15 protein-coding genes are annotated in these 21,642 nt (G+C 67.3%); 12 read left to right on the top strand and 3 right to left on the bottom strand.

Annotation, left to right across the window (positions count from 1 at the left end):
* Positions 1–5: 5 nt before the first annotated feature.
* Together AAZQ98_RS08370 and AAZQ98_RS08365 are read right to left on the bottom strand one after the other, a co-directional pair.
* Positions 6–3,941 carry a Pls/PosA family non-ribosomal peptide synthetase gene (locus AAZQ98_RS08370; RefSeq protein WP_434691361.1) on the bottom strand — a complete coding sequence of 1,312 codons (3,936 nt, stop codon included), beginning with the start codon at positions 3,939–3,941 and terminating at the stop codon, positions 6–8.
* Positions 3,942–4,216: 275 nt separating this feature from the next.
* Entirely contained in the window at positions 4,217–5,185 is a 969-nt protein-coding gene (locus tag AAZQ98_RS08365) for a quinone oxidoreductase family protein (protein WP_434691358.1), read from the bottom strand.
* 180 nt (positions 5,186–5,365) lie between these two features.
* Here AAZQ98_RS08365 and argC point away from each other — a divergent pair, with 180 nt between their 5' ends.
* The 7 genes from argC (at position 5,366) to AAZQ98_RS08330 (ending at position 13,345) form a co-directional block, all read left to right on the top strand.
* Positions 5,366–6,397 carry an N-acetyl-gamma-glutamyl-phosphate reductase gene (gene argC, locus AAZQ98_RS08360; protein WP_332487948.1) on the top strand — a complete coding sequence of 344 codons (1,032 nt, stop codon included), beginning with the start codon at positions 5,366–5,368 and terminating at the stop codon, positions 6,395–6,397.
* Positions 6,394–7,608, top strand: a complete 1,215-nt coding sequence (gene argJ / locus AAZQ98_RS08355) for a bifunctional glutamate N-acetyltransferase/amino-acid acetyltransferase ArgJ (RefSeq protein ID WP_434691356.1) — start codon at positions 6,394–6,396, stop codon at positions 7,606–7,608. Before argC ends, argJ begins: the two co-directional genes overlap by 4 nt.
* Before the next feature lie 21 nt (positions 7,609–7,629).
* Positions 7,630–8,565, top strand: coding sequence for an acetylglutamate kinase (gene argB / locus AAZQ98_RS08350; RefSeq protein ID WP_426734976.1), 936 nt, complete (start codon positions 7,630–7,632; stop codon positions 8,563–8,565).
* The gene (locus tag AAZQ98_RS08345) at positions 8,562–9,821 is read left to right on the top strand and encodes an acetylornithine transaminase (protein WP_434691354.1); all 1,260 of its coding nucleotides are present in this window, start codon (positions 8,562–8,564) and stop codon (positions 9,819–9,821) included. The genes argB and AAZQ98_RS08345 overlap by 4 nt, the downstream gene beginning before the upstream one ends.
* A 52-nt stretch (positions 9,822–9,873) precedes the next feature.
* Positions 9,874–10,833: an ornithine carbamoyltransferase gene (argF, locus tag AAZQ98_RS08340; protein ID WP_105658130.1), complete on the top strand. Its 960-nt coding sequence runs from the start codon at positions 9,874–9,876 to the stop codon at positions 10,831–10,833.
* A gap of 1 nt (position 10,834) precedes the next feature.
* A complete protein-coding gene (locus tag AAZQ98_RS08335; RefSeq protein ID WP_105658129.1) occupies positions 10,835–11,338 on the top strand; it encodes an arginine repressor in 504 nt (167 codons plus the stop codon).
* A gap of 99 nt (positions 11,339–11,437) precedes the next feature.
* Positions 11,438–13,345 (top strand): HNH endonuclease signature motif containing protein, encoded by a 1,908-nt coding sequence (locus tag AAZQ98_RS08330; RefSeq protein ID WP_434691352.1) that lies wholly within the window; start codon positions 11,438–11,440, stop codon positions 13,343–13,345.
* Between the two features lie 80 nt (positions 13,346–13,425).
* Here AAZQ98_RS08330 and AAZQ98_RS08325 read toward each other — a convergent pair whose 3' ends face one another.
* Positions 13,426–13,977, bottom strand: coding sequence for a macro domain-containing protein (locus tag AAZQ98_RS08325; protein WP_105661899.1), 552 nt, complete (start codon positions 13,975–13,977; stop codon positions 13,426–13,428).
* 252 nt (positions 13,978–14,229) lie between these two features.
* Between AAZQ98_RS08325 and argH the strand changes: the two genes are divergently transcribed.
* From argH to tyrS, 5 genes are all read left to right on the top strand, one after another.
* Positions 14,230–15,645 (top strand): argininosuccinate lyase, encoded by a 1,416-nt coding sequence (gene argH, locus AAZQ98_RS08320; RefSeq protein WP_105658126.1) that lies wholly within the window; start codon positions 14,230–14,232, stop codon positions 15,643–15,645.
* 119 nt (positions 15,646–15,764) lie between these two features.
* Positions 15,765–16,505 carry a maleylpyruvate isomerase family mycothiol-dependent enzyme gene (locus AAZQ98_RS08315; RefSeq protein WP_434691350.1) on the top strand — a complete coding sequence of 247 codons (741 nt, stop codon included), beginning with the start codon at positions 15,765–15,767 and terminating at the stop codon, positions 16,503–16,505.
* 105 nt (positions 16,506–16,610) lie between these two features.
* On the top strand, positions 16,611–17,150 hold the full coding sequence (locus AAZQ98_RS08310) for an adenine phosphoribosyltransferase (RefSeq protein ID WP_105658124.1): 540 nt from the start codon (positions 16,611–16,613) through the stop codon (positions 17,148–17,150).
* A 248-nt stretch (positions 17,151–17,398) separates the two neighbouring features.
* Entirely contained in the window at positions 17,399–19,681 is a 2,283-nt protein-coding gene (locus tag AAZQ98_RS08305) for a HelD family protein (protein ID WP_434691347.1), read from the top strand.
* Positions 19,682–19,871: 190 nt separating this feature from the next.
* On the top strand, positions 19,872–21,191 hold the full coding sequence (gene tyrS, locus AAZQ98_RS08300; protein ID WP_105658122.1) for a tyrosine--tRNA ligase: 1,320 nt from the start codon (positions 19,872–19,874) through the stop codon (positions 21,189–21,191).
* Positions 21,192–21,642: the final 451 nt, after the last annotated feature.

Raw genomic sequence — 21,642 nt, 5'->3', positions numbered from 1 at the left:
AATCCTCAGGCTTGTTGGTCAGCCGGTTGCTCGGCTTTGGTCTCGGGTTCGATGTTCCAGCGTACCGCCGGATTGCCGCGCCAGTAGGTATTTGCCGGAAGCACCTCGCCGCGCAGCACCAGGCTGGCTGGCCCGGTGGTGGTGCCTTCGGAGATCCGCGCGGCGGGCAGGATGACGCTGTGCGGGCCGAGCGTTGCCCCGGCGCCCAGGGACACCGCGTCGATGGACATGATCCGGTCGTGGAACAGGTGGGTTTGCAGGACACTGCCGCGGTTCACCGTGGCGTGGTCTTCCAATGCCACCAGGTCCGCTTCCGGGAACCAGTAGCTCTCGCACCACACGCCATGGCCGATCTTTGCCCCCTGCGCGCGCAGGAACCAGACCAAGGCCGGGGTGCCCGAAGCCAAACGGGCGAACCATTGGGCGCAGACCAGCTCGGTGAAGGAATCCACCATTTCGGTGCGCCAAATGAAGGAACTCCACAATGCGTGCTCGCCCGGGCGAATCACGCCAACCACTAGCCACTTGGCGGCGACCGCCACCAGGGCGGCGACTGCTCCGGCCAGGACCAGCACCGCGCCGGAAAGCAGGATCGCGACCAGCGGGTTGAAGTAGGTGGTCAACGCGGACAGTGCCCAAAGCACGCCGCCGGCAATTCCGACCGTGGTGAACACCGCGAGGCCACGGGTCAGCTCCCACCCCGCCCGCATCGCCTTGAGCTTCAGGGTTGGGCGGTAGGTCAGATCCGATTCGCCTTCCACGGTGGTGCGGCGCAGCTTGTGCGGGGGCGAGCCGATCCACGAGGTGCCGGCCTTCATCTTCTTCGGCGTGGCCGACAGCACCGCGATCAGCGAGCGCTTGGGCACCCGGCGCCCGGCATGCAGGATGCCGGAGTTGCCCAGGAAGGCCTTCTTGCCCACGCGAACCGGGGCAATGTGCATCCAGCCGCCACCGAGCTCATAGGAAGCAACCATGGTGTCATCGGCCAGGAACGCACCCGAGGAAATGGTGGTCATCTTCGGAATCAGCAGCACCGTGGAGATCTCCACGTCGCGGCCCACCTTGGCACCGAGCAGGCGCAGCCAGATCGGGGTGAAGAGCGAGGCGTAGAGCGGGAAGAGCAGGTCGCGGGCGGTATCCAAGACGCGTTCGGTAGCCCAGGCCTGCCAGCCAACGCGGGAAGTGACCGGATGCCAGCCCTCTGCCAGGCCGATGGAAAGCAGTCGGACAATGGCGATGGTCAGCACCATGGTGGCCAGGAACCACACGGTGGCGCCCAGCAGCACGGCCGGAATGAACCGCCAGCCGATCCCGGCCAGCGATTGCGCGCTGCCAAGTACCGGGGCAATGGCCAGCAACGCGGCAATCACCGGAAGCCACTGTGCGAGGTTCAACGCCATGGAACCGATGCCGCCCAGGATACGGGGCAGCGCCTTGTGCTCCGGTTCCTGCGTTGGCCACTTCCGCTTGGCCTTGCCTTCGCGCTGCGCCGGCGAACCGGCATAGCGGGAATGGCTGCGGGCCTGGCCGTAGACCGCGGATCCCGCTTCAACGATGGTGTGCGCACCGATGGCCGCCCCGGGGGCCAGGGTGCTGCGGGCGCCGATGGAGGCATGGGCGCCGATCTCAATGGTGCCCACGTGCAGCTTGTCCCCGTCGATCCAGTAGCCCGAGATATCCACCTCGGGCTCGATGGAAGCTCCGGGGCCGACTCGCAGCATCCCGGTGACCGGTGGCAGGGTGTGCATGGTCGCGGTGCGGTCGATCTGCGCACCGAGCATCCGCGCATACCAAGGCAGCAGCGGAGCGGACGCCAAGGACACCGGATCGACCACGTCGGCGATGTGCTGGGCCAGCCAGAGGCGCAGGTGCACCGAACCCGAGCGGGGGTAGGTCCCCGGTTTCAAGCCGCGGAGCAAGAGCTTCGTGGCCGCGATGGACAGGCCCATGCGCCCTACCGGGGTCACGAAGACCAGCCAGAGGCCGGCAAGCACGTACCACGGGGTCGGCAGGTGCGCCTCGAAAACACCGAGGAACACCAGCAACAGGTGTCCGAGCATGAGGTAGGTGAACCAGCGCAGGCCCGAGAGGATGAACAGCGGCACGGCGGCCAGGGATTGCGCCCATTGGGTTCCCCGCTGGGTGCGCTTGACCGTGCGCGGCTGCGCCGGCGTCACGGATGGCTGCTGGCCGCCGAGGTATTCGAGCAGTGCGCCAAAACGGGGGTAGTCGTAGAGCTGCGCGACGGTCAGGTCCGGGTAGCGGACACGCAGTGCCGAAACCAGCTGGGCCGCGGCCAGCGACCCGCCACCGGAAGCGAAGAAATCGGCGTCCAGGCCGGCGGCCGAAGCGCCCAGCGCGCCGCGCCAAGCTTCGGCAATAAACTGCCCGGTCTCATCGAGTTCGGGCAGGCCGGAGCCCTCGGCAGCCAGTTCGGCGCCCGGCAGCGGCCACGGCAGCGCATTGCGGTCCACCTTGCCGCTGGTCTTCATCGGCAGGCTGCCCATCACCGCCAGGATCGGCACCATCGGCGCTGGCAGGTCGGCGAGCAAGCGGGTGCGCGCTGCCCCCAGATCGTAGTTTTCGGCTGCCTGCAGGTAGCCGACCAGGACCTTGTTGCCGGTGGCGGTCTCGCGTACCGCTACCGCCGCGGAAGAAACTTCGGGAAGGGAGTTGAGCGCGGCGTCGATTTCGCCCAGCTCGATACGCCGACCGCCGATCTTCACCTGGTCATCCACGCGGCCGATGAAGACCAGGCCCAGCGGGTCATTGATGACCATATCGCCCGAGCGGTAGGCGCGCTCCCATCCCAAGGTGGGCATCGGCGCGTACTTCTCGGCATCCTTTTCCGGATCCAGGTAGCGGGCCAGGCCCACGCCGCCGATGATCAGCTCCCCGGATTCGCCCTCGGCGACCGGGATCCCCTCGGTATCAACCACCGCCAGATCCCAACCGTCCAGCGGCAGGCCGATGCGCACCGGCACGCTGCCGTCCATGGTGGCGCCGCAGGCTACCACGGTCGCTTCGGTCGGTCCGTAGGTGTTCCAGACTTCGCGGCCTTCGGTGGCTAGCCGCCCGGCCAGTTCCGGCGGGCAGGCCTCGCCGCCGAAAATCAGCAGGCGCACCGAGTCCAGGGCCTGCGCCGGCCACAGCGCCGCCAGGGTGGGCACGGTGGAAACGGCGGTAATGGAACGGGAAATCAGCCACGGGCCCAGGTCCATGCCGCTGCGCACCAGGGCGCGCGGGGCCGGGACCAGGCAGGAGCCGTTGCGCCAGGCGATCCACATTTCCTCGCAGGAGGCATCGAAGGCGACCGAGAGCCCGGCGAGCACCCGGTCGGTGGTGTTCAGCGGATCGCCGGGAAGGAACATCTTCGCTTCGGCATCCACGAAGGCCGCTGCCGAACGGTGGGTGACCGCGACGCCCTTGGGCTTGCCGGTGGAACCGGAGGTGAAGATGATCCATGCGTCATCTTCCAGGCCGGGCATTCGCGGGTTCGCAAAGGGCTTGGGGCGCTGGCTATCGGCCACGACAGTATCGCGTCCCTTGATGATGCCCGCGACTTCGGCCTCGGTGAACACGGTCTTGGCGCGCTCGTCGGGGTCATCGGCATCGACCGGGACATAGGCGGCCCCGACCCACATGATCGCGAGGATCCATTCGTACAGGTGCCGGGTGCCCGATTCAACGCGCACGCCGATGCGGTCGCCGGCGCCCAGGCCCTGGGCATGCAGCCGCCGGGCCTTGTTCTTGACCTCTTCGAGCAGCTCCGCGTAGCTCTCTACGCGTTCGCCGTCGTCAATGGCCGGCGCATCGGGATGAGCCTGGGCGGTGGCCTGCAGGATGTCCATGAGGGTGCGCGCAGCCGGCGCCAGGGTTCCGGAGGGGAACTGGGGTGGATGGATTGGTGCATCCGGCGCTGGAGTTCGTTCGTTGTCCATGCTGATCGGATCCGTCCCTTCACTATGAGTGCAAGATGGGTCGCTGGGGGAGAGCGTCCCAGAAGTGAAGTGGATCCTGGAGGGGTGGAACGCAAGGGTTCCAGTCACCATTAAAGCGTGTTACGGGTTAAGAGCGGAAAAATTTGATTGAAGTGTCATGCATCTCTCAACTGCTGCGGACCGGCGGCAGCAACGAGCCGCGGTGGATGCCGGCATCGCCCCGGTGCTTTCGGGGCAGATGCCGGCATGCCCAGGCTGCCGGTGCCCGGCCATCGCTAGGGAACCAGGATGACCTTGCCGGTGGTGGCGCGCGATTCCAGCGCGGCATGGGCCGCGGCAGCTTCGGCCAGCGGGAATTCGGCGCCGATGCGCACATCAATGTCCCCGGTGGCGACCCAGCCGAAGATATCGCCGAAGCGCCAGTGCAGCTCCTGCTCGGTGGCCAGGAAGTCATCGAGCTTCGGCCGGGTCACGCTCAGCGAACCGCCAGCGTTCAGCCGCTGCAGGTTGAAGTCCGGGACCTGGCCGCTGGCCCCGCCGAAGAGCACCAGGGTGCCGCGCCGGCGCAGGGCTGCCAGCGAGGTCTCGAAGGTGTCCTTGCCGATGCCGTCGTAGACCGCGTGCACGCCCGCGCCGCCGGTGACCTGCGCGACGGTGTCCGCCACCTGGTCGTAATCCACCACGTAGTCGGCTCCGGCCGCCTTGGCCAGGTCCTTCTTTTCCTGCGTGGAGGCGGTGGTGATCACGGTGGCGCCCTTGAGCTTGAGCAGCTGGGTGAGGATCAGGCCCACACCGCCAGCGCCCGCGTAGGTCAAGACGGTATCGCCGGAGCGCACCATGTAGCTCGAATGCACCAGGTAGTGCGCGGTCATGCCCTGCAGCGGCAGCGCGGCGGCGATGTGCAGGTTCACCGCATCGGGCACCTTGCCCGCGCGCTTGGCTTCCACCAGCGCGTACTGGGCGTAGCCCCGGGAACCGGAGGCGGTGGCCACCCGGTCGCCCACCTGGTAATTCTGCACGCCCTCGCCGATCTGCTCCACCACGCCGGAGAATTCGCTGCCCGGGGTGAAGGGGTAGTCCACCGTGTACACGCCGCTGCGCTGGTAGGTTTCGATGAAGTTCACGCCGGTGGCCGCGACCTTCACCAGCAGCTGGCCCGGGCCCGGGGCAGGGACCGGGATCTGATCCGGGACCAGCCCGCTGGCATCGGTCGGTTCGTGAACCACAATGGCTTGCTGCTGCATAGTGCCGCGCTCCTTAGCTGCGTGTTTCGATCCCGGCACGCGATGCCGGGACGGTCTCTAGGGCCAGTTTAGGACTTCGGAGCGCTGCGCGGGCACCGTGGGGCGGATGTCGGGTTACGTGACGAAGAATTTTATGAATATTTATTAGCCTGCATGAATATTTCGCGGTAGAATCAGGTCATGACGATTTCAGTAGCTGTTTCCGGCGCCAGTGGATACGCCGGTGGCGAGGTCCTGCGCATCCTCGCGGCCCACCCAGAAGTAGAGATTGGCGCGATCACCGCGCATTCGCAGGCCGGGCAGCGGCTCGGCTCGATCGCCCCGCACCTGCATGCGCTCGCCGATCGCGTCCTGCTGGACACCACCGTGGAAAACCTCGCCGGGCACGACGTCGTGTTCCTGGCCCTGCCGCACGGCGCATCGGCCGCCGTGGCCGCGGCGCTGCCCGAATCCACCCTGGTCATCGACGCCGGCGCGGACCACCGGCTGGAATCCGCCGAAGCCTGGGAGAAATTCTACGGCTCGGCGCATGCCGGCTTCTGGCCCTATGGCCTGCCCGAACTTCCCGGTGCGCGCGAAAAGCTGGTGGGCACCAAGCGCGTGGCCGTCCCGGGCTGCTACCCGACCGGCGCGCAGCTGGCCCTGGCTCCGGGCTTCGCCGCTGGCCTGCTGGAAGCCGACGACGTGGTCATCGTCTCCGCCTCGGGCACCTCGGGCGCCGGCAAGTCGCTGAAGCCCAACCTGCTGGGCAGCGAAACCATGGGCTCGATGAGCACCTACGGGGTGGGCGGGTCCCACCGCCACATCCCGGAAATGGAACAGGGCTTCTCCCAGCTCGCCGGCGAACCGGTCACCGTCTCCTTCACCCCCACCCTGGCCCCGATGCCGCGCGGCATCCTGACCACCGCCACCGCCAAGGCCAAGCCCGAGGTGAGCGAAGCGCAGCTGCGCGAAGCCTGGTCCGCGGCCTATGCCGACGAGCTCTTCGTGCACCTGCTGCCCGAGGGCCAATGGCCGACCACCGGCGCGGTGCAGGGATCGAACCACGTCCAGCTGCAGCTGGCCTTCGACACCCACGCCAACCGCGTGATCGTCACCGCCGCACTGGATAATCTCACCAAGGGCACCGCAGGTGCCGCGGTCCAGTCGATGAACATCGCACTGGGACTGGAAGAAAACACCGGATTGCTCATGCAAGGAGTTGCACCGTGAGCCTCGCGCACACCAACACCCACCCATCCGCTGCCGCCACCGGGGTCACCGCACCGGCAGGCTTCGCCGCCGCCGGCGTCCCGGCAGGCCTGAAGTCCACCGGCAAGAACGACGTGGTCGTGGTCAAGAACCTCGGCCCGCAGTTCACCGCCGCCGGCGTATTCACCTCCAACCGCGTGGCCGCCGCCCCGGTGCACTGGTCCAAGCAGGTGCTGGCCGACGGCCGCATCGACGCCGTGGTGCTCAACTCCGGCGGGGCCAACGCCTGCACCGGCGCCGAAGGCTTCGCGAACACCCACAAGACCGCCGAATACGCCGCGCAGCTGCTCTCGGTTTCCGCCGGCGACGTGGCCGTGGCGTCCACCGGGCTGATCGGGATGCAGCTGCCCATGGACAAGCTGCTGCCCGGGGTCCAGGCCGCCGCCGGGGCGCTGGCCGAGAACCAGAACGCGGCCGATGCGGCCGCCGCGGGCATCATGACCACCGACACCGTGCCGAAGCTGGTCTCCCGCATCGTCGGGGCACCGGGTTCCGGCCAGGTCATCATCGGCGGCATGGCCAAGGGCGCGGGCATGCTCGCCCCGGCGCTGGCCACCATGCTGGTGGTGCTCACCACCGATGCGGTGCTGACCTCCGCACAGGCCGATGCCGCGTTGCGCGCCGCCACCGCGATGAGCTTCGACCGCGCGGACTCCGATGGCTGCATGTCCACCAACGACACCGTGCTGCTGCTGGCCTCCGGCGCCTCGGGCGCCGCCCCGGACTTGGCCGAGTTCACCGCGGCGCTGACCGACGCCTGCTGCGAGCTGGCCGCGAAGCTGATCGAGGACGCCGAAGGCGCGGAGCACACCATCGCGATCCGCACCTTCAATGCCGCTACCGAGGCCGACGCCCTGGAAGTCTCCAAGGCCGTCTCGCGCTCCAACCTGGTCAAGACCGCGGTCTTCGGCAAGGACCCGAACTGGGGCCGGGTGCTCTCCGAGGTCGGCACCACCAAGGCCGCGTTCGAACCCGATGAGCTGAACGTGTCGATCAACTCCGTGATGGTCTGCAAGAACGGCGGGGTGGGCGAGGACCGCAGCCTGGTTTCGCTCGAAGAACGCAACGTGTTGATCGAGATCGACCTGAACGCGGGCACCGAACAAGCCACCGTGCTGACCAACGACCTGACCCACGACTACGTCCACGAGAACTCCGCCTACTCCAGCTAGGCAGAAACTAGGAACACTCCCATGGCCCACACCGCCCGCACCAACCTGGGCATCGCCCAGTCCAAGGCCGAAGCGCTCATCGAGGCGCTGCCCTGGATCCAGCGCTTCGCCGGGACCACGATGGTCATCAAATACGGTGGCAACGCGATGGTCAACGACGAACTGCGCCGCGCCTTCGCCGAGGACATCGTGTTCCTGCGCCACGCCGGGATCAACCCGGTGGTGGTGCACGGCGGGGGACCGCAGATCAACAGGATGCTCGACACCCTCGGGATCGAATCCGAATTCCGCGGCGGGCTGCGGGTGACCACCCCCGAGGCCATGGACGTGGTGCGGATGGTGCTCACCGGCCAGGTGCAGCGCGACCTGGTCGGCCTGATCAACTCGCACGGGCCCTACTCGGTGGGCATGTCCGGCGAGGACGGCGCCACCTTGCAGGCAGTGCGCACCGGCACCGTCGTCGACGGCCTGCCCGTGGACCTGGGGCTGGTCGGCGAGGTCACCACCGTGCGCACCGACCAGGTGGACTCGCTGGTGGATGCCGGGATGATCCCGGTCATCTCCACCGTCGCCCCGGAGTTCGACGAATCCGGCGAGCCCACCGGCGCGGTGCTGAACGTCAACGCGGATACCGCCGCGGCCGCGCTGGCCACCGCGCTGGGCGCCGCCAAGCTGGTGATCCTCACCGACGTGGAGGGCCTGTACGCCGCCTGGCCGGACAAGTCCTCGCTGATCAGCTCGATCACCAACGACGAGCTGCGCACCATGCTTCCGTCGCTGGAATCGGGCATGATCCCGAAAATGGGCGCCTGCCTCAAAGCCGTCGACGGGGGCGTGGGCCAGGCCCACATCGTCGATGGCCGCGCCCCGCACTCGATGCTGCTGGAAATCTTCACCACCGCCGGCGTGGGCACCCAGGTGCTCCCGGCCTCCGCACAAAAGAAGGACGCCAAGTGAGCGAGCACGCCGCTGAAACCACCTCCTCCGCCCTGGCTGGAACCGCTGAAGCTGCCGGGCTGGCGCAGCTGTCCTCGGCCGCCCTGGCCGAACGCTACTCCAGCTCCCTGCTCGGCGTCTTCGGCACCCCGCAGCGCGTGCTGGTGCGCGGGGCCGGCTGCCATGTCTGGGATGCCGATGGCCACCAGTACCTGGATCTGCTCGGCGGCATCGCGGTCAACACCCTGGGCCACGGGCACCCGCTGCTGGCTTCCGTGATCAGCAGCCAGCTGTCCACCCTGGGCCATGTCTCGAACTTCTTCACTTCCCCCAGCCAGATCGCGCTGGCCGAGAAGCTGCTGGACATCTCCGCCGCCCCGGCCGGCTCCAAGGTCTTCTTCGCCAACTCCGGCACCGAAGCCAATGAGGCCGCGCTGAAGCTGACCCGGCGCAACGCCGGCACGCCGCAGGCCCCGCGCACCAAGGTGATCGCCCTGGAGCACTCCTTCCACGGCCGCACCCTGGGCGCGCTGTCGCTGACCTACAAGGAAAAGTACCGCGCACCCTTCGCCCCGCTGCCCGAAAACGTCAGCTGGATCCCGGCCGGGGACATCGACGCGCTGCGTGACGCGGTGGACGAAACCGTCGCGGCGGTCTTCATCGAGCCGATCCAGGGCGAAGCCGGCGTGAAGATGCTCTCCGCGCAGTACTTGCAGGCCGCCCGCGACATCACCCGCGAAGCCGGCGCCCTGCTGGTCTTCGACGAGGTGCAGACCGGCATGGGCCGCACCGGGGCGTTCTTCGCCTCGGCCCCGGTGATCCCGGATGTGATGACCCTGGCCAAGGGCCTGGGCGGAGGCTTCCCGATCGGGGCGATGATCGTGTTCGGCGAGCAGAACACCGCCTGGCTGGCCCCGGGCGACCACGGCACCACCTTCGGCGGCAACCCGGTGGCCTGCGCCGCCGGCCTGGCCGTCATCCACACCATCGAATCCCAGAACCTGCTGGCCCATGTGCGCGCCACCGGCGACTGGCTGCGCGAGCAGCTGGCAGGCGTCGAGGGCATTGCCGCCGTGCGCGGCGCCGGGCTGCTCACCGCCTTCGAACTGGCCGCCGCCAACGCGCCGAAGCTGGTCGCCGCGGCGCTGGATGCCGGATTCATCGTGAACGCCACCGACGAGAAGACCATCCGCCTGGCCCCGCCGCTGGTGATCACCACCGAGCAGCTGGGCACCCTGATCGCGGCCCTGCCGCAGCTGATCAGCGCCGCCAGCTAGCGGCCGGCAGCAACTTCGCGACCACCCCCTGCGACAGCAAAGGACTAACACCATGAGCGCAACCCGCCACTTCCTGACCGACCTGGATTTCACCCCCGACGAGCAGTCCAAGGTGCTGGACCTGGCCGCGGCGATGAAGGCCGACAAGTACGGCTACCAGCCGTTCGCCGGCCCGCAGAGCGTCGCGGTCTTCTTCGACAAGACCTCCACCCGCACCCGCGTGTCCTTCCACGCCGGCATCGCCGAACTCGGCGGCTCGCCGCTGATCATCAACTCCGCCGATTCGCAGCTGGGCCACAAGGAGTCCATCGCCGATTCCGCCAAGGTGCTTGAGCGCATGGTCTCCACCATCGTGTGGCGCACCTTCGCCCAGTCCGGCCTGGAAGAAATGGCCGCGAACTCTTCGGTTCCGGTGATCAACGCGCTATCGGACGACTACCACCCCTGCCAGCTGATCGCCGACCTGCTCACCGTGCGCGAGCACAAGGGCAAGACCGCCGGGCTGACCATGGCCTACCTGGGCGACGCGGCCAACAACATGGCCAACTCCTACCTGCTGGCCGGGGTCACCGCCGGCATGCACGTGCGCATCGCCGGCCCCGAGGGCTACCTGCCCGAAGCCCGCATCATCGAGGCCGCGCAGCAGCGCGCCGCGCTGACCGGGGGATCGGCCACGATCACCACCGATGCCGCCGCCGCGCTGCAAGACGCCGACGTGGTCGTCACCGACACCTGGGTGTCCATGGGCCAGGAAGCCGAGAAAGCCGAACGCCAGCAGCTGTTCACCGGCTACTCGGTGACCGCCGAAGCCATGAAGCTGGCCAAGGACGACGCGATCGTGCTGCATTGCCTGCCGGCCTACCGCGGCTACGAGATCGACGCCGAGGTCATCGACGGCCCGCAGTCGGTCGTGTTCGACGAGGCCGAGAACCGCGTGCACGCGCAGAAGGCCGTGATGGCCTGGCTGATGGTCGCCTCCGGCCTGGCCGAAGATCCACGAGTGGAGCTCTAGGATGTCCGCCCAGCCAAGCACCAAAACCGCCCGCCAGGCCCGCATCCGCGCGTTCCTGGGCAACAACTCGGTCAAGTCCCAGGCCGAGCTGCTCGGCCTGCTCAAGGACGACGGGCTGGAAGTCACCCAGGCCACGCTCTCGCGCGACCTGGTGGAAATCGGAGCGGTGCGCATCCGCGACAATTCCGGGCAGCTGATCTACGCGGTGCGCCAGGAAGGCGGGGACCGTTCCCCGAAGACCGCGATCACCCAGGAAGTGCTCGACGCGCGCCTGGCCAAGATCTGCGCCGAGCAGCTGGTCACCGCCGAGGCCTCCGGGAATATCGTGGTGCTGCGCACCCCGCCGGGCGCGGCGAACCTGCTGGCCCTGGCCATCGACCACTCGCAGATGCCCTCGATCCTGGGCTGCATCGCGGGGGATGACACCATCATGGTCACCACCCGCGCGGCCGACGGCGGCGCCGAAGTGGCCGCCCGCTTCCTGCAGCTGGCCGAACCGCGCTGACCGGCGCCGCCAGGTGATCGGGCGCCTGCCGCCGCGAACTTTTCCACAGTCCGCGGCGGCTCTGCCATGCCCGTCGAGATGGCGCCCGATGATCGGGGCATGGAACCACTTCAGAGCGCCAGCTCCACGAGCACCGCGGGACCCGCGCTGGCCGCCAGCCTGGGGACCGTGGCGCAGCAGCTGGCCAGCGGCACCCCGCTGGACACCGCCAGCTTGCTGCGCGCCGAAGCCGCGTGCCTGTTGCTGTTCCAGAACCTCTGCGCCCAGGCCTCGAGCTGTGCCGATCCGCGCCTCGCGCTGGCCCACGCCCACTTCGCCGAAGCCTTCAGCCGGCAAGCTTCCCGCACCGTCGTCATGGCGGCAAGCCAGGTGGAGACCAGCGCCGCCCACGCCCTGGACCTCGCCGAATTCGACCACCTGCGCGCGGGCACCACCGATTTCAGCGCCCCTGCGCAATTCGCGCCCGGCCGCACCCTCTACCTCGATGCGGCCACCGTCCTGTCCCAGATGCTGGATGTGAATTATTTCGAGGCCGACCGCCGCGTCAAGGACGCCCATCTGGTCCACGCCCGCAAGGATATCGCCGGCGCCGCCTGCGCCCCGCGTTTCACCCTGCTCGCAGAACACTTCGCCGGCACCCCCGCCCCAGGCACGCCAGTCGCAGATCCGTCCACGGAGGCCTTGATGTCGCCGGCCGGCTGGGCCCTGCCTGGCCTGCACAGCACGCCGGATCCCCGCGAGGTGCTGAAAACCGCCCGCGCGCTGGACAAGTTCGAACCCGAAGACACCACCTTCGACGGCCTGCCCACCACGGCCACTGCCAAGGCCGCCGACGGCACCTTGCTCGAGGAGCATGCCGCCGCGCACCTGAGGGAAGACCAGATCCGCATCCGGCAGAAGCGCATCAATGGCTTGATCAAGGAGTACAAGGACGCGCACGACCAGGCTCCGACCCCGAAGCTGGGCCTCTTCCGCGGCAAGGTGGTCAACGGGGTCCATGAATTCATCGTCCGTGTCCGGGAGATCGACGCGGAACTCTGGGAATCGCTGATCACGCAGGCCGACAACAAGCGCACCAAGGCCGGCGCCGCCGCCCGCCAGGCCGCAGGCGCCGCCAGCGACAGCCCTTCCGGCGATGAGCACGGCGATACCGCAGAGCCGCCTTCCAGCGGACACCCCGGCCCGGAGCCCGACCCCGGCCCGGAGCCCGACCCCGGCCCGGAGCCCGACCCCGGCCCGGAGCCCGACCCCGGCCCGGAATCCGACGGCGGCGAGCATGCGCCTGATGGCAAGGCCGAGTGGGAAGAACCCGCGGAGCACCTCTGGAACAGCGACCAACCTGCTCCGGACTGGGCGGGCGTTGGCCTGCCAGCTCCTGCGGATGATGCCACGCCAGATCCCGACCCGCCGAACCCGCCGGGCACACCACTGCCGGGCTTGCCGGCAACTTGTTCGGTGCCCGAACGCCGGCTCAATGCGCTGAACGCAATCCTGCGCAATATCGGGCCCGACAGCCGGGGCAAGCGCATCACCCCCGAAATCGTGGTGCACGCGCGCTTCGAGGATCTCCAGGATCTCGCATCGCTCACCGGCATCAGCGCGCACGGCGTGAGAATTTCCGCGCCCCAGTTGCGCACCATGCTGTGCGAAGCCAAGGTGATCAGCCCGATCTACAACGCGGACGGGGTGATCATGGATATTGGCCGCGACGCCCGGCTCTTCCCGCGCTGGATGAAACTTGCCGCCCGCGACCGGGACGGCGGCTGCCTGGTCCCAGGCTGCACGGCAGACCCGGCACTGATCGAATTCCACCATTTCAAGCCGTGGGCCAAGGGCGGCCATACCCGACTCCAGGACTGTTGCCCGCTCTGCGCGCTGCACCACACCATGGTCCACAGCGGCTACCTGAAACTGGTCAAGATCAAGAGCCTGCCCCATGTCATCCTGCCCAAGCATCTGGATCCGCAGCAGCTGCCGCGGCGCAACACCTATTTCGCCCGCACCTAGCTGCCCGACCTCGCAAAACTGCCGCGCCCTCGACTAGGAGTGCGCGGCAGAATTCGTGCGTTAATGCCATTCGGATCCGGTCAGGCGGCAATATCCTCCACGGCATCCAGCGAGAAGGCCCGCTCGAAGGCGGCCTGGACCTCATCGGTATGCGCGACCAGGATGATCTTGTGGATCGGCGAAATATGCTTATTGGTCTCGATCCACCGGCTGATCGCTGCATGGGCGATGCTGGCAACCTGCTCAGGATCCCACCCGAACGCCCCTGCGCCAATCGCCGGGAACGCGACCGAGTGGGCCTCGTGGCGGGCCGCGACATACAGGGAGTTCACGAAGCAGTCATCGAGGATCTTGGGGTTCGGCTTGATCAGCGCCAAGTTGGGGGCCGCGGTGTGGACGACCCACTTGGCATGCAGGTTGCCGGCCTTGGTGACGACGGCAATGCCCGAAGGAATCCCGTCGGGGTAGCGGTTGGCCCGGATTTCCCGGCAGGCGGCCAGCAGGCTGGGACCAGCAGCTGCATGGATCGCGCCGTCGACGCCGCCTCCACCGAGCAGCGAAGGATTGGCCGCATTGACGATGGCATCAACATGAAGGGTGGTGATATCACCCCGGTACAGCTGGATTTCCATTGGGTACCTCCGAGGAACGTTCCGTATCGGCTCTATGATCACACCATACGCCCGGGCGCTGAGTACTGGAAGAGGCAAAACTTAAGGTTTCCTGCGGGTTCCGGAGCCTGGCCAGGCCGCGCTGAGCAGGCCGCTGCGATAAGCATGTGATGCATGAATCGGCACACCGTTGCATAAATATGAGTTACATTGCATAAAGCTTTGCTAGAGTAGGGTGCAACGTCAATTTTCTCCGGCAGAAAGGAACGGGCCATGGCCTCGTCAACAAATGAAGGATCGCTCTGGGGCGGTCGCTTCTCCGGCGGCCCAGCGGATGCAATGGCAGCGCTGAGCAAGTCCACCCACTTCGACTGGCGCCTGGCCAGCTACGATATTGCCGGATCCCGTGCCCATGCCAAGGTGCTGAACCGCGCGGGCCTGCTCACCGATGCCGAGCTGGCAGACATGATCGCCGCCCTGGACCAGCTCGAAGCCGACGTCATCTCCGAGGCCTATGTCGCAGCGCCAACCGACGAAGACGTCCACGGCTCGCTGGAACGCGGCCTGCTGGAGCGCGCCGGCACCGCCCTGGGCGGCAAGCTGCGCGCCGGCCGGTCGCGCAATGACCAGATCGCCACCCTGGGCCGGATGTTCCTGCGCGACCACGCGCGGATCATCGCCCGCGGCGTGATCGACACCCTTGACGCCATGGTCGAGCAGGCCAAGGCGCACCCCTATGCGCCGATGCCCGGGCGCACCCACCTGCAGCATGCCCAGCCGATCCTGCTCTCGCACCTGCTGCTGGCCTACTCCTGGCCGCTGCTGCGCGACGTGCAGCGCCTGGTCGACTGGGACAAGCGTGCCGCCGTGTCGCCCTATGGTTCCGGTGCGCTGGCCGGCCAGACCCTGGGCCTGGATCCGAACTTCGTCGCCGCCGAGCTGGGCTTCGACTCGGCCGTGCACAACTCGATCGACGGCACCGCCGCCCGCGACGTGTTCGCCGAATTCTCCTGGATCGCGGCCATGATCGGCGTTGACCTCTCGCGCGTCTCGGAGGAGGTCATCCTCTGGGCCACCAAGGAATTCAGCTTCGTGAAGCTGCACGACTCCTTCTCCACCGGCTCCTCGATCATGCCGCAGAAGAAGAACCCCGATATCGCCGAGCTGGCCCGCGGCAAGGCAGGGCGCCTGATCGGCGACCTGACCGGCCTGCTGGCTACCCTCAAGGCCTTGCCCCTGGCCTACAACCGCGACTTGCAGGAAGACAAGGAACCGGTGTTCGACGCCGCGGACACCCTGGAAATCCTGCTGCCGGCGGTCGCCGGAATGATGGGCACCTTGACCTTCAACACCGAGCGCATGGCGGATCTGGCCCCGCAGGGCTTCGCCTTGGCGACCGACATCGCCGAATGGCTGGTCCGCCAGGGCGTGCCGTTCCGCGATGCCCACGAGCTCTCCGGTGCTGCGGTGCAGCTGGCCGAATCGCGCGGCGTGGAACTGTGGGACCTGACCGACGAGGAATACGCCGGCATCTCCGAGCACCTGACCCCGGCGGTGCGCGAGGTGCTCTCCACCGAGGGTTCGCTGAACGCCCGCAACGGCCAGGGCGGCACCGCGCCGAGCGCGGTTGCAGCGCAGCTCGCCGAGTTCGAGCGCCAGCTCGACCAGATCAAGGCCTGGGCCAAGTAGCACCAGGCAGGGCCAAGCGGCCGCCGCGCGGGAAGAATCCTGCCCGGCGGCCGCTTGCGCGTTAACCACGGCTTCGAGCCCTTGCGCATTTGCGCCCGGTTCGCGCTAAAGTGTGATTCATGACTCGATTCCTGGCCCCTGCCGAACTCATCGCGCAGGTCACCACCGCATTGGATGAACTTTCCGTACAGGTGCGGGAGGTTCCCGACACCCAGTACAGCAAGCCCAGTTCGCTGCCGGGCTGGAGCACCGCCCAGTTGATCGCGCATCTGGCCTCCTTCGCGAAGGCCGCCGTGCGCCAGTTCGAGAACGCGGGAGCCCAGCGGCCGCCGTTGATGTACGACGGGGGCGCCGAGGGCCGGATCGAGGCGATCAACATGACCGCGCTGATGCGCCCGGAGTCCCTGCGCGCCCTGGCCGCCGACGCGTTGGCCCAGTTGCGCGCCACCCTGCCTGGGGCCGAAGCCACGTGGGAGCAGCCGGTGGGGTACCGCCCGGGGGCCAAGGCCGCGGACCTGATGTACGCGACCTGGCGCGAGATGCTGATCCACGCCACCGACCTGGACGAATTCCTGCGCCCGGCCGCCAGCTGGCCGCCGGCATTCAGCGCGCATCTGTTCCGGGCGCTCGAAGCCCGCGTTCCGGATGGAACCCGTCTGGTGCTGCAGCCGCATGGCAAACCCCGGATCGTGCTCGGGGACGGGGCGAAATCGTGGGTGCTCTCGGGCACCGATTTCGACTTGGCCGCATGGATGGCCGGACGCCCCGCGGCCGGGCCGGTGCAGGTTACCGCGGCCGCCGACGGGGCCGCGGACCCGCAGCTGCTGCCCTGGCCCAGCGATCGCTTGATGAACCGCTAGCCTGGATGGTTAACCGCCGTACCGCATGGACACCGCCCAAAATGTGCTCATGATTATGCACGATCGTGCGGCGTGCGGCGCGCGAAGGGACTAAAATTACTAGGCGTGACTACTTCTGAGAGCATTAGCGACCTGCTGGATCGACTGTGCGAGATCGTGCCCGACTACCCGCAGCCAGGGATCTCCTTCAAGGACCTCACCCCGGTCTTCGCCGACCCGACCGGCCTGCGCCGCATGGTCGACGAGCTGATCGCCCCCTTCGAGGGGCAGTTCGACATCGTCGCGGGCCTCGAAGCCCGCGGTTTCGTGCTGGCGGCGGCCGCGGCCTACGCCTCGGGCAAGGGCATGCTGACCATCCGCAAGGCCGGCAAGCTGCCGCGCGAGGTCTACCGAGACGAGTACACCTTGGAATACGGCACCAGCTGCCTGGAGGTGCACAAGGACGAGATCGCCCCGGGCACCCGCGTGCTGATCCTCGACGATGTGCTGGCCACCGGCGGCACCGTGGGTTCAGCGGTCCGCCTGCTGGAGCAGACCGGTGCCAGGATCGCCGGCGTCGGCGTCGTGCTGGAACTCGATGGCCTCGAAGGACGGGCCAAGCTCCCGGGGCACAAGGTGCTCTCCTTGCAGGTCGTCCACTCCTGAGCCGGACAGCGCGGTGCCGAAGCGGCAGCCGGGAAGCGGCGCGCAGGTAACAAACCGCCACGCTTCCACGCCGCTGGCGAACAGCCCGGCAGCGGGCCCGGCCAGCGCTTGGCACCGGTGCGCACGATTACCTGCGCCGGGCCAAAGGCGCGTATCATTATCTGTCCTGTGTTTTTACGTGGGAACCGTTTTACGTAGGGCCCTGTGCTTTGCGCAGGGGCACATTTTGAGCGCGAGGGGAAACTGGGTTGACCGATACGATCGAGGCCGATCTGTTAGCTGAATCCGACTATGTGGGCCGCCTGTACGCGCGGCTGGACGAGTTGCGCGCCGAAAAGGTGGAGCAGCTTGAGCGCACCCGGGCCCAGGGGGCGGTGGGCACCTTCCAGAACATGTCCGAACGCGACTCTTTCGCCACCCTCTACGAGGACCGGATTGCCCAGCTCGACGCCGTCGAGGACCGCCTGGTCTTCGGCCGCCTGGATATGGCAGCCAACGGCCAGGGGCAGCAGTCCGGCAACGGCTCATCCTCCGGCGCCCCCCGCTACATCGGCCGCATCGGCCTGTCCGACGAGGACCTGAACCGGCTGATGATCGACTGGCGCGCCAGCGAAGCAGCCCCCTTCTACCAGGCGACCGCGCTGAATCCGCGCGGGGTGCGCCGCCGCCGCCACCTGATGCTCAAGGGCCGGACCGTGGCCGGCATCGAGGACGACGTGCTCGACGAGACCTGGCTGGATGAGGGGCACACCCACCACGGCGAGGGCGCGCTGATGGCCGCTTTGCGCGAGAAGCGCACCGGCCGCATGGGCGATATCGTCGGCACCATCCAGGCCGAGCAGGATGCGATCATCCGCGCGCAGCTGCCCGGCGCCGTCGTGGTCCAGGGCGGCCCGGGCACCGGCAAGACCGCCGTCGCCCTGCACCGCGCGGCGTTCCTGCTCTACGAGTACCGCGAACGGCTGAAGAACGCCGGGGTGCTGATCGTCGGCCCGTCCACTTCCTTCATGCGCTACATCGAGCGCGTACTGCCCTCGCTGGGCGAGACCGGCGTGGTCATGTCCTCGGTGGGCGAGCTCTACCACGGCATCCACGCCGTGCCGGAAACCAACCGCACCGTCGCCCGGCTCAAGGGCCAGCTGTCCATGGCCAAGGTGATCGCCACTGCGGTGCGCAACCGCCAGCGGCTGATTCCGGAAACCCGCACCGTGGTGGTGGAGGGAACCCGCCTGACCCTGACCCCGAAGATGGTCAAGAACGCGCGCGAACGCGCCCGCCACACCCACAAGCCCTACAACGAGGCGCGCGAAACCTTCGTCAAGGTGCTGGTGGGCGACCTGGCCGAGCAGCTGCGCCGCAAGCTGGAGGAATCGGCCGGGCAGTCCTCGACCACCGACCGTTCCTACCTGCCCCAGGAAGTGCGCGAATCGCACGATGTGCGCGTGGCGCTGAACCTGTGCTGGATGCCGATGACCCCGCAGCAGCTGGTGGCCGAGCTCTTCGCCACCCCGCACCTGCTGGCCGCCGCCGCGCCGCACCTGAAGGAAAAGGACCGCGACGCCCTGTACCGCCGGGCCGGCTCGCCGTTCACCGAGGCCGATGTGCCGCTGCTCGATGAGGCATCCGGGCTGCTTGGCGAGTTCGCCGACCCGCTGGCCGGCACGCACACCGCCCAGTACGAGGCCGACGTGGAAAATGCCAAGGCCGCGCTGCGCAATATGCACACCATGCTGGAAAACGCCGGCATCGACGGAGTGGTCACCGCGGAGCAGGTGGCCGGGGTGAACCAGGAAACTGCGGCCCGGCTCACGGCCGCCGAACGCGCCGTCGCCGATCGCACCTGGGCCTACGGGCACATCGTGGTCGACGAGGCGCAGGAGCTTTCGCCGATGCAATGGCGCCTGCTGGTTCGCCGCTGCCCGATGAAGTCCTTCACCATCGTGGGCGACATCGCCCAGACCTCGGCCGCCTCGGGCGCCAGCAGCTGGTCCCAGGCCCTGGAGCCGTTCTTCGGTGAGCGCTTCGAGCTCGAAGAGCTGACCGTCAACTACCGCACCCCGGCGCAGATCGCCGACGCGGCGGTGCGCGTGGCCCAGGCCGCCGGCCTGCGGATCACCACCCCGCAGGCGGTCCGCGAAGGCGACTGGCCACCGGTGCTGACCAAAACCACCGAGGCCGAAGTCCAGGACGCGGTCCTGGCCGCGCTGGGCGAAGAGCTGGAGTACTCGGCCGGGGGACTGCAGGCGATCATCGTGCCGCAGCAGGATCTGGCCCGCATCCGCGCGGCGGTCCAGGACGTGCATGGCGACCGCGTTGGCGCCGGTTCGGGCGGATTGAGCCAGGACATCGTGGTGATCACCGCGCGCGAGTCCAAGGGCCTGGAATTCGACGGCGTGCTGATCCTGGAACCGGCCGAGCTGGTCGACGAGGTGGACGGCGGCGTGGGCGATTTGTATGTGGCGATGACCCGTACTACCCAGCGCCTGCGCGTGGTCCACACCCGCGAACTGCCTGAAGGCCTGGAAGGCTAGCAGCGCACCGCGGGGTCGGCTATGTGACCAAGGGGCGGGCCGGGGAAGTGGCACGAGCCTGCCACCAAGCGATAACCTTAAACCCATGCGCCGGGAAGGCAACCCCAACTCCCGGTGCGATCACAGGTGCACGCAAGCAGCAACGCGGGCACTCGGGGCAGAACGAAGACAGAAAATGGTCACAGTGAGCATGTCTGATACGAAGCAGAATCCCGTGATTGCGGGACAGAGCAACGACGCATCTTTCGAGAACGTCTGGCAGGAACTCAAGTGGCGCGGCCTGGTGCACGTGTCCACCGACGAAACCGAGCTGGAACGAGCCCTGTCCGAAGAGTCTGTCACCTACTATTGCGGGTTCGATCCCACTGCGCCGTCCCTGCACCTGGGCAACCTGGTGCAGCTGCTGAATATGCGCCGCCTGCAGCTGGCCGGCCACAAGCCGCTGGCCCTGGTTGGCGGTTCCACCGGCCTGATCGGCGACCCGCGCCAAACTGCGGAGCGCACCTTGAACACCAGGGAGACGGTGACCGAGTGGGTCGCCAAGCTCCAGGCGCAGGTTTCCCGCTTCCTCTCCGATGAGGGCGAGAACGCGGTGCAGCTGGTCAACAACCTGGACTGGACGCAGCAGCTGTCGGCCTTGGACTTCTTGCGCGATGTGGGCAAGTACTTCCGCGTGGGCACGATGATCAAGAAGGAGATCGTCGCCGCGCGACTGAACTCCGACGAGGGCATCAGCTACACCGAGTTCTCCTACCAGGTGCTGCAGGGCTACGACTTCCTGGAGCTGAACCGCCAGTACGGCTGCACCCTGCAGACCGGCGGCTCGGACCAGTGGGGCAACCTGACCAGTGGCACCGACCTGATCCGCAAGGTCCAGGGCAATTCGGTGCACGCCTACGGCACCCCGCTGATCACCAACTCCGATGGCACCAAGTTCGGCAAGTCCGAGGGCAACGCCATCTGGCTGGATGCCGAAATGTGCAGCCCGTACACCTTCTACCAGTTCTGGCTGAACACCTCCGACGCGGATGTGATCGACCGCTTGAAGGTGTTCACCTTCCTGACCCGCGAGCAGATCGCGGAACTGGCAACCGAAGTTGCAGAGCGCCCGTTCAAGCGCGTCGCCCAGCGCACCTTGGCCTGGGAAGTCACTTCCCTGGTTCACGGTGTGCAGGCTACCGAGCAGGTGATCGCCGCTTCGGCTGCGGTCTTCGGCAATGGCGATCTGGGCGCGATTGATCTTCCTACCCTGGAATCGGTTATCGCGGAGCTGCCATCGGCGAAGGTTGCTGCGGACGATCTGGGCATTTTGAATGTCCTGGTTGCCTCAGGCCTGAGCAAGTCATTGTCCGAAGCACGCCGTACGGTCACTGAAGGTGGCGCCTACGTCAATAACGGCAAGGTTGGCGGCATCGAAACTGAACTGGCCGAGGCGGACTTCCTGCATGGCCGCTACGCGATCGTGCGCCGCGGCAAGAAGAACATGGCAGTGGCTGAACTGGCTAAGTAGGGCCCAGCAACTACTGCACTACACGAAACCGCCGGAAAAGCTTGTGAACCAAGACACTTTTCTGGCGGTTTTGTTGTACCTAATTATGAAAGTCCCTAGTCAAGGTCGGATTAGAGGCTGAAATTCGACCCGTAGGCCGATTTTGCGTCATGGCTGAACCCGTGTAGAGTTTTATCTCGCGCCGCTGATCCGGACAGCCTGAAAGGGCGAAACGGAAACGGCGGGGTGAACAAGACTGAAACGTCGAGTTGACAACGGTCAACTTGGTGGTAAGCTTGTAAAGTTGCTCCGGAGCGAAGCAGTCATCGAAGGATTGATGGTTGTGGTGTCGAGAGTGTTTGTTGTTTGAGAACTCAATAGTGTGCCAAGTTTGTTGATACCGAATATTTTTATTTGGTGAATACATAACATTTGCTTGAGGCATTGCACCCCCGTGCAGTGTTCTTGAGTG

Origin of the sequence: Glutamicibacter sp. Je.9.36, assembly GCF_051129975.1 — a bacterium.
In the GTDB taxonomy this organism is placed as follows: Bacteria; Actinomycetota; Actinomycetes; order Actinomycetales; family Micrococcaceae; genus Glutamicibacter.
This window is presented reverse-complemented; position numbering and strand designations above follow the sequence as displayed.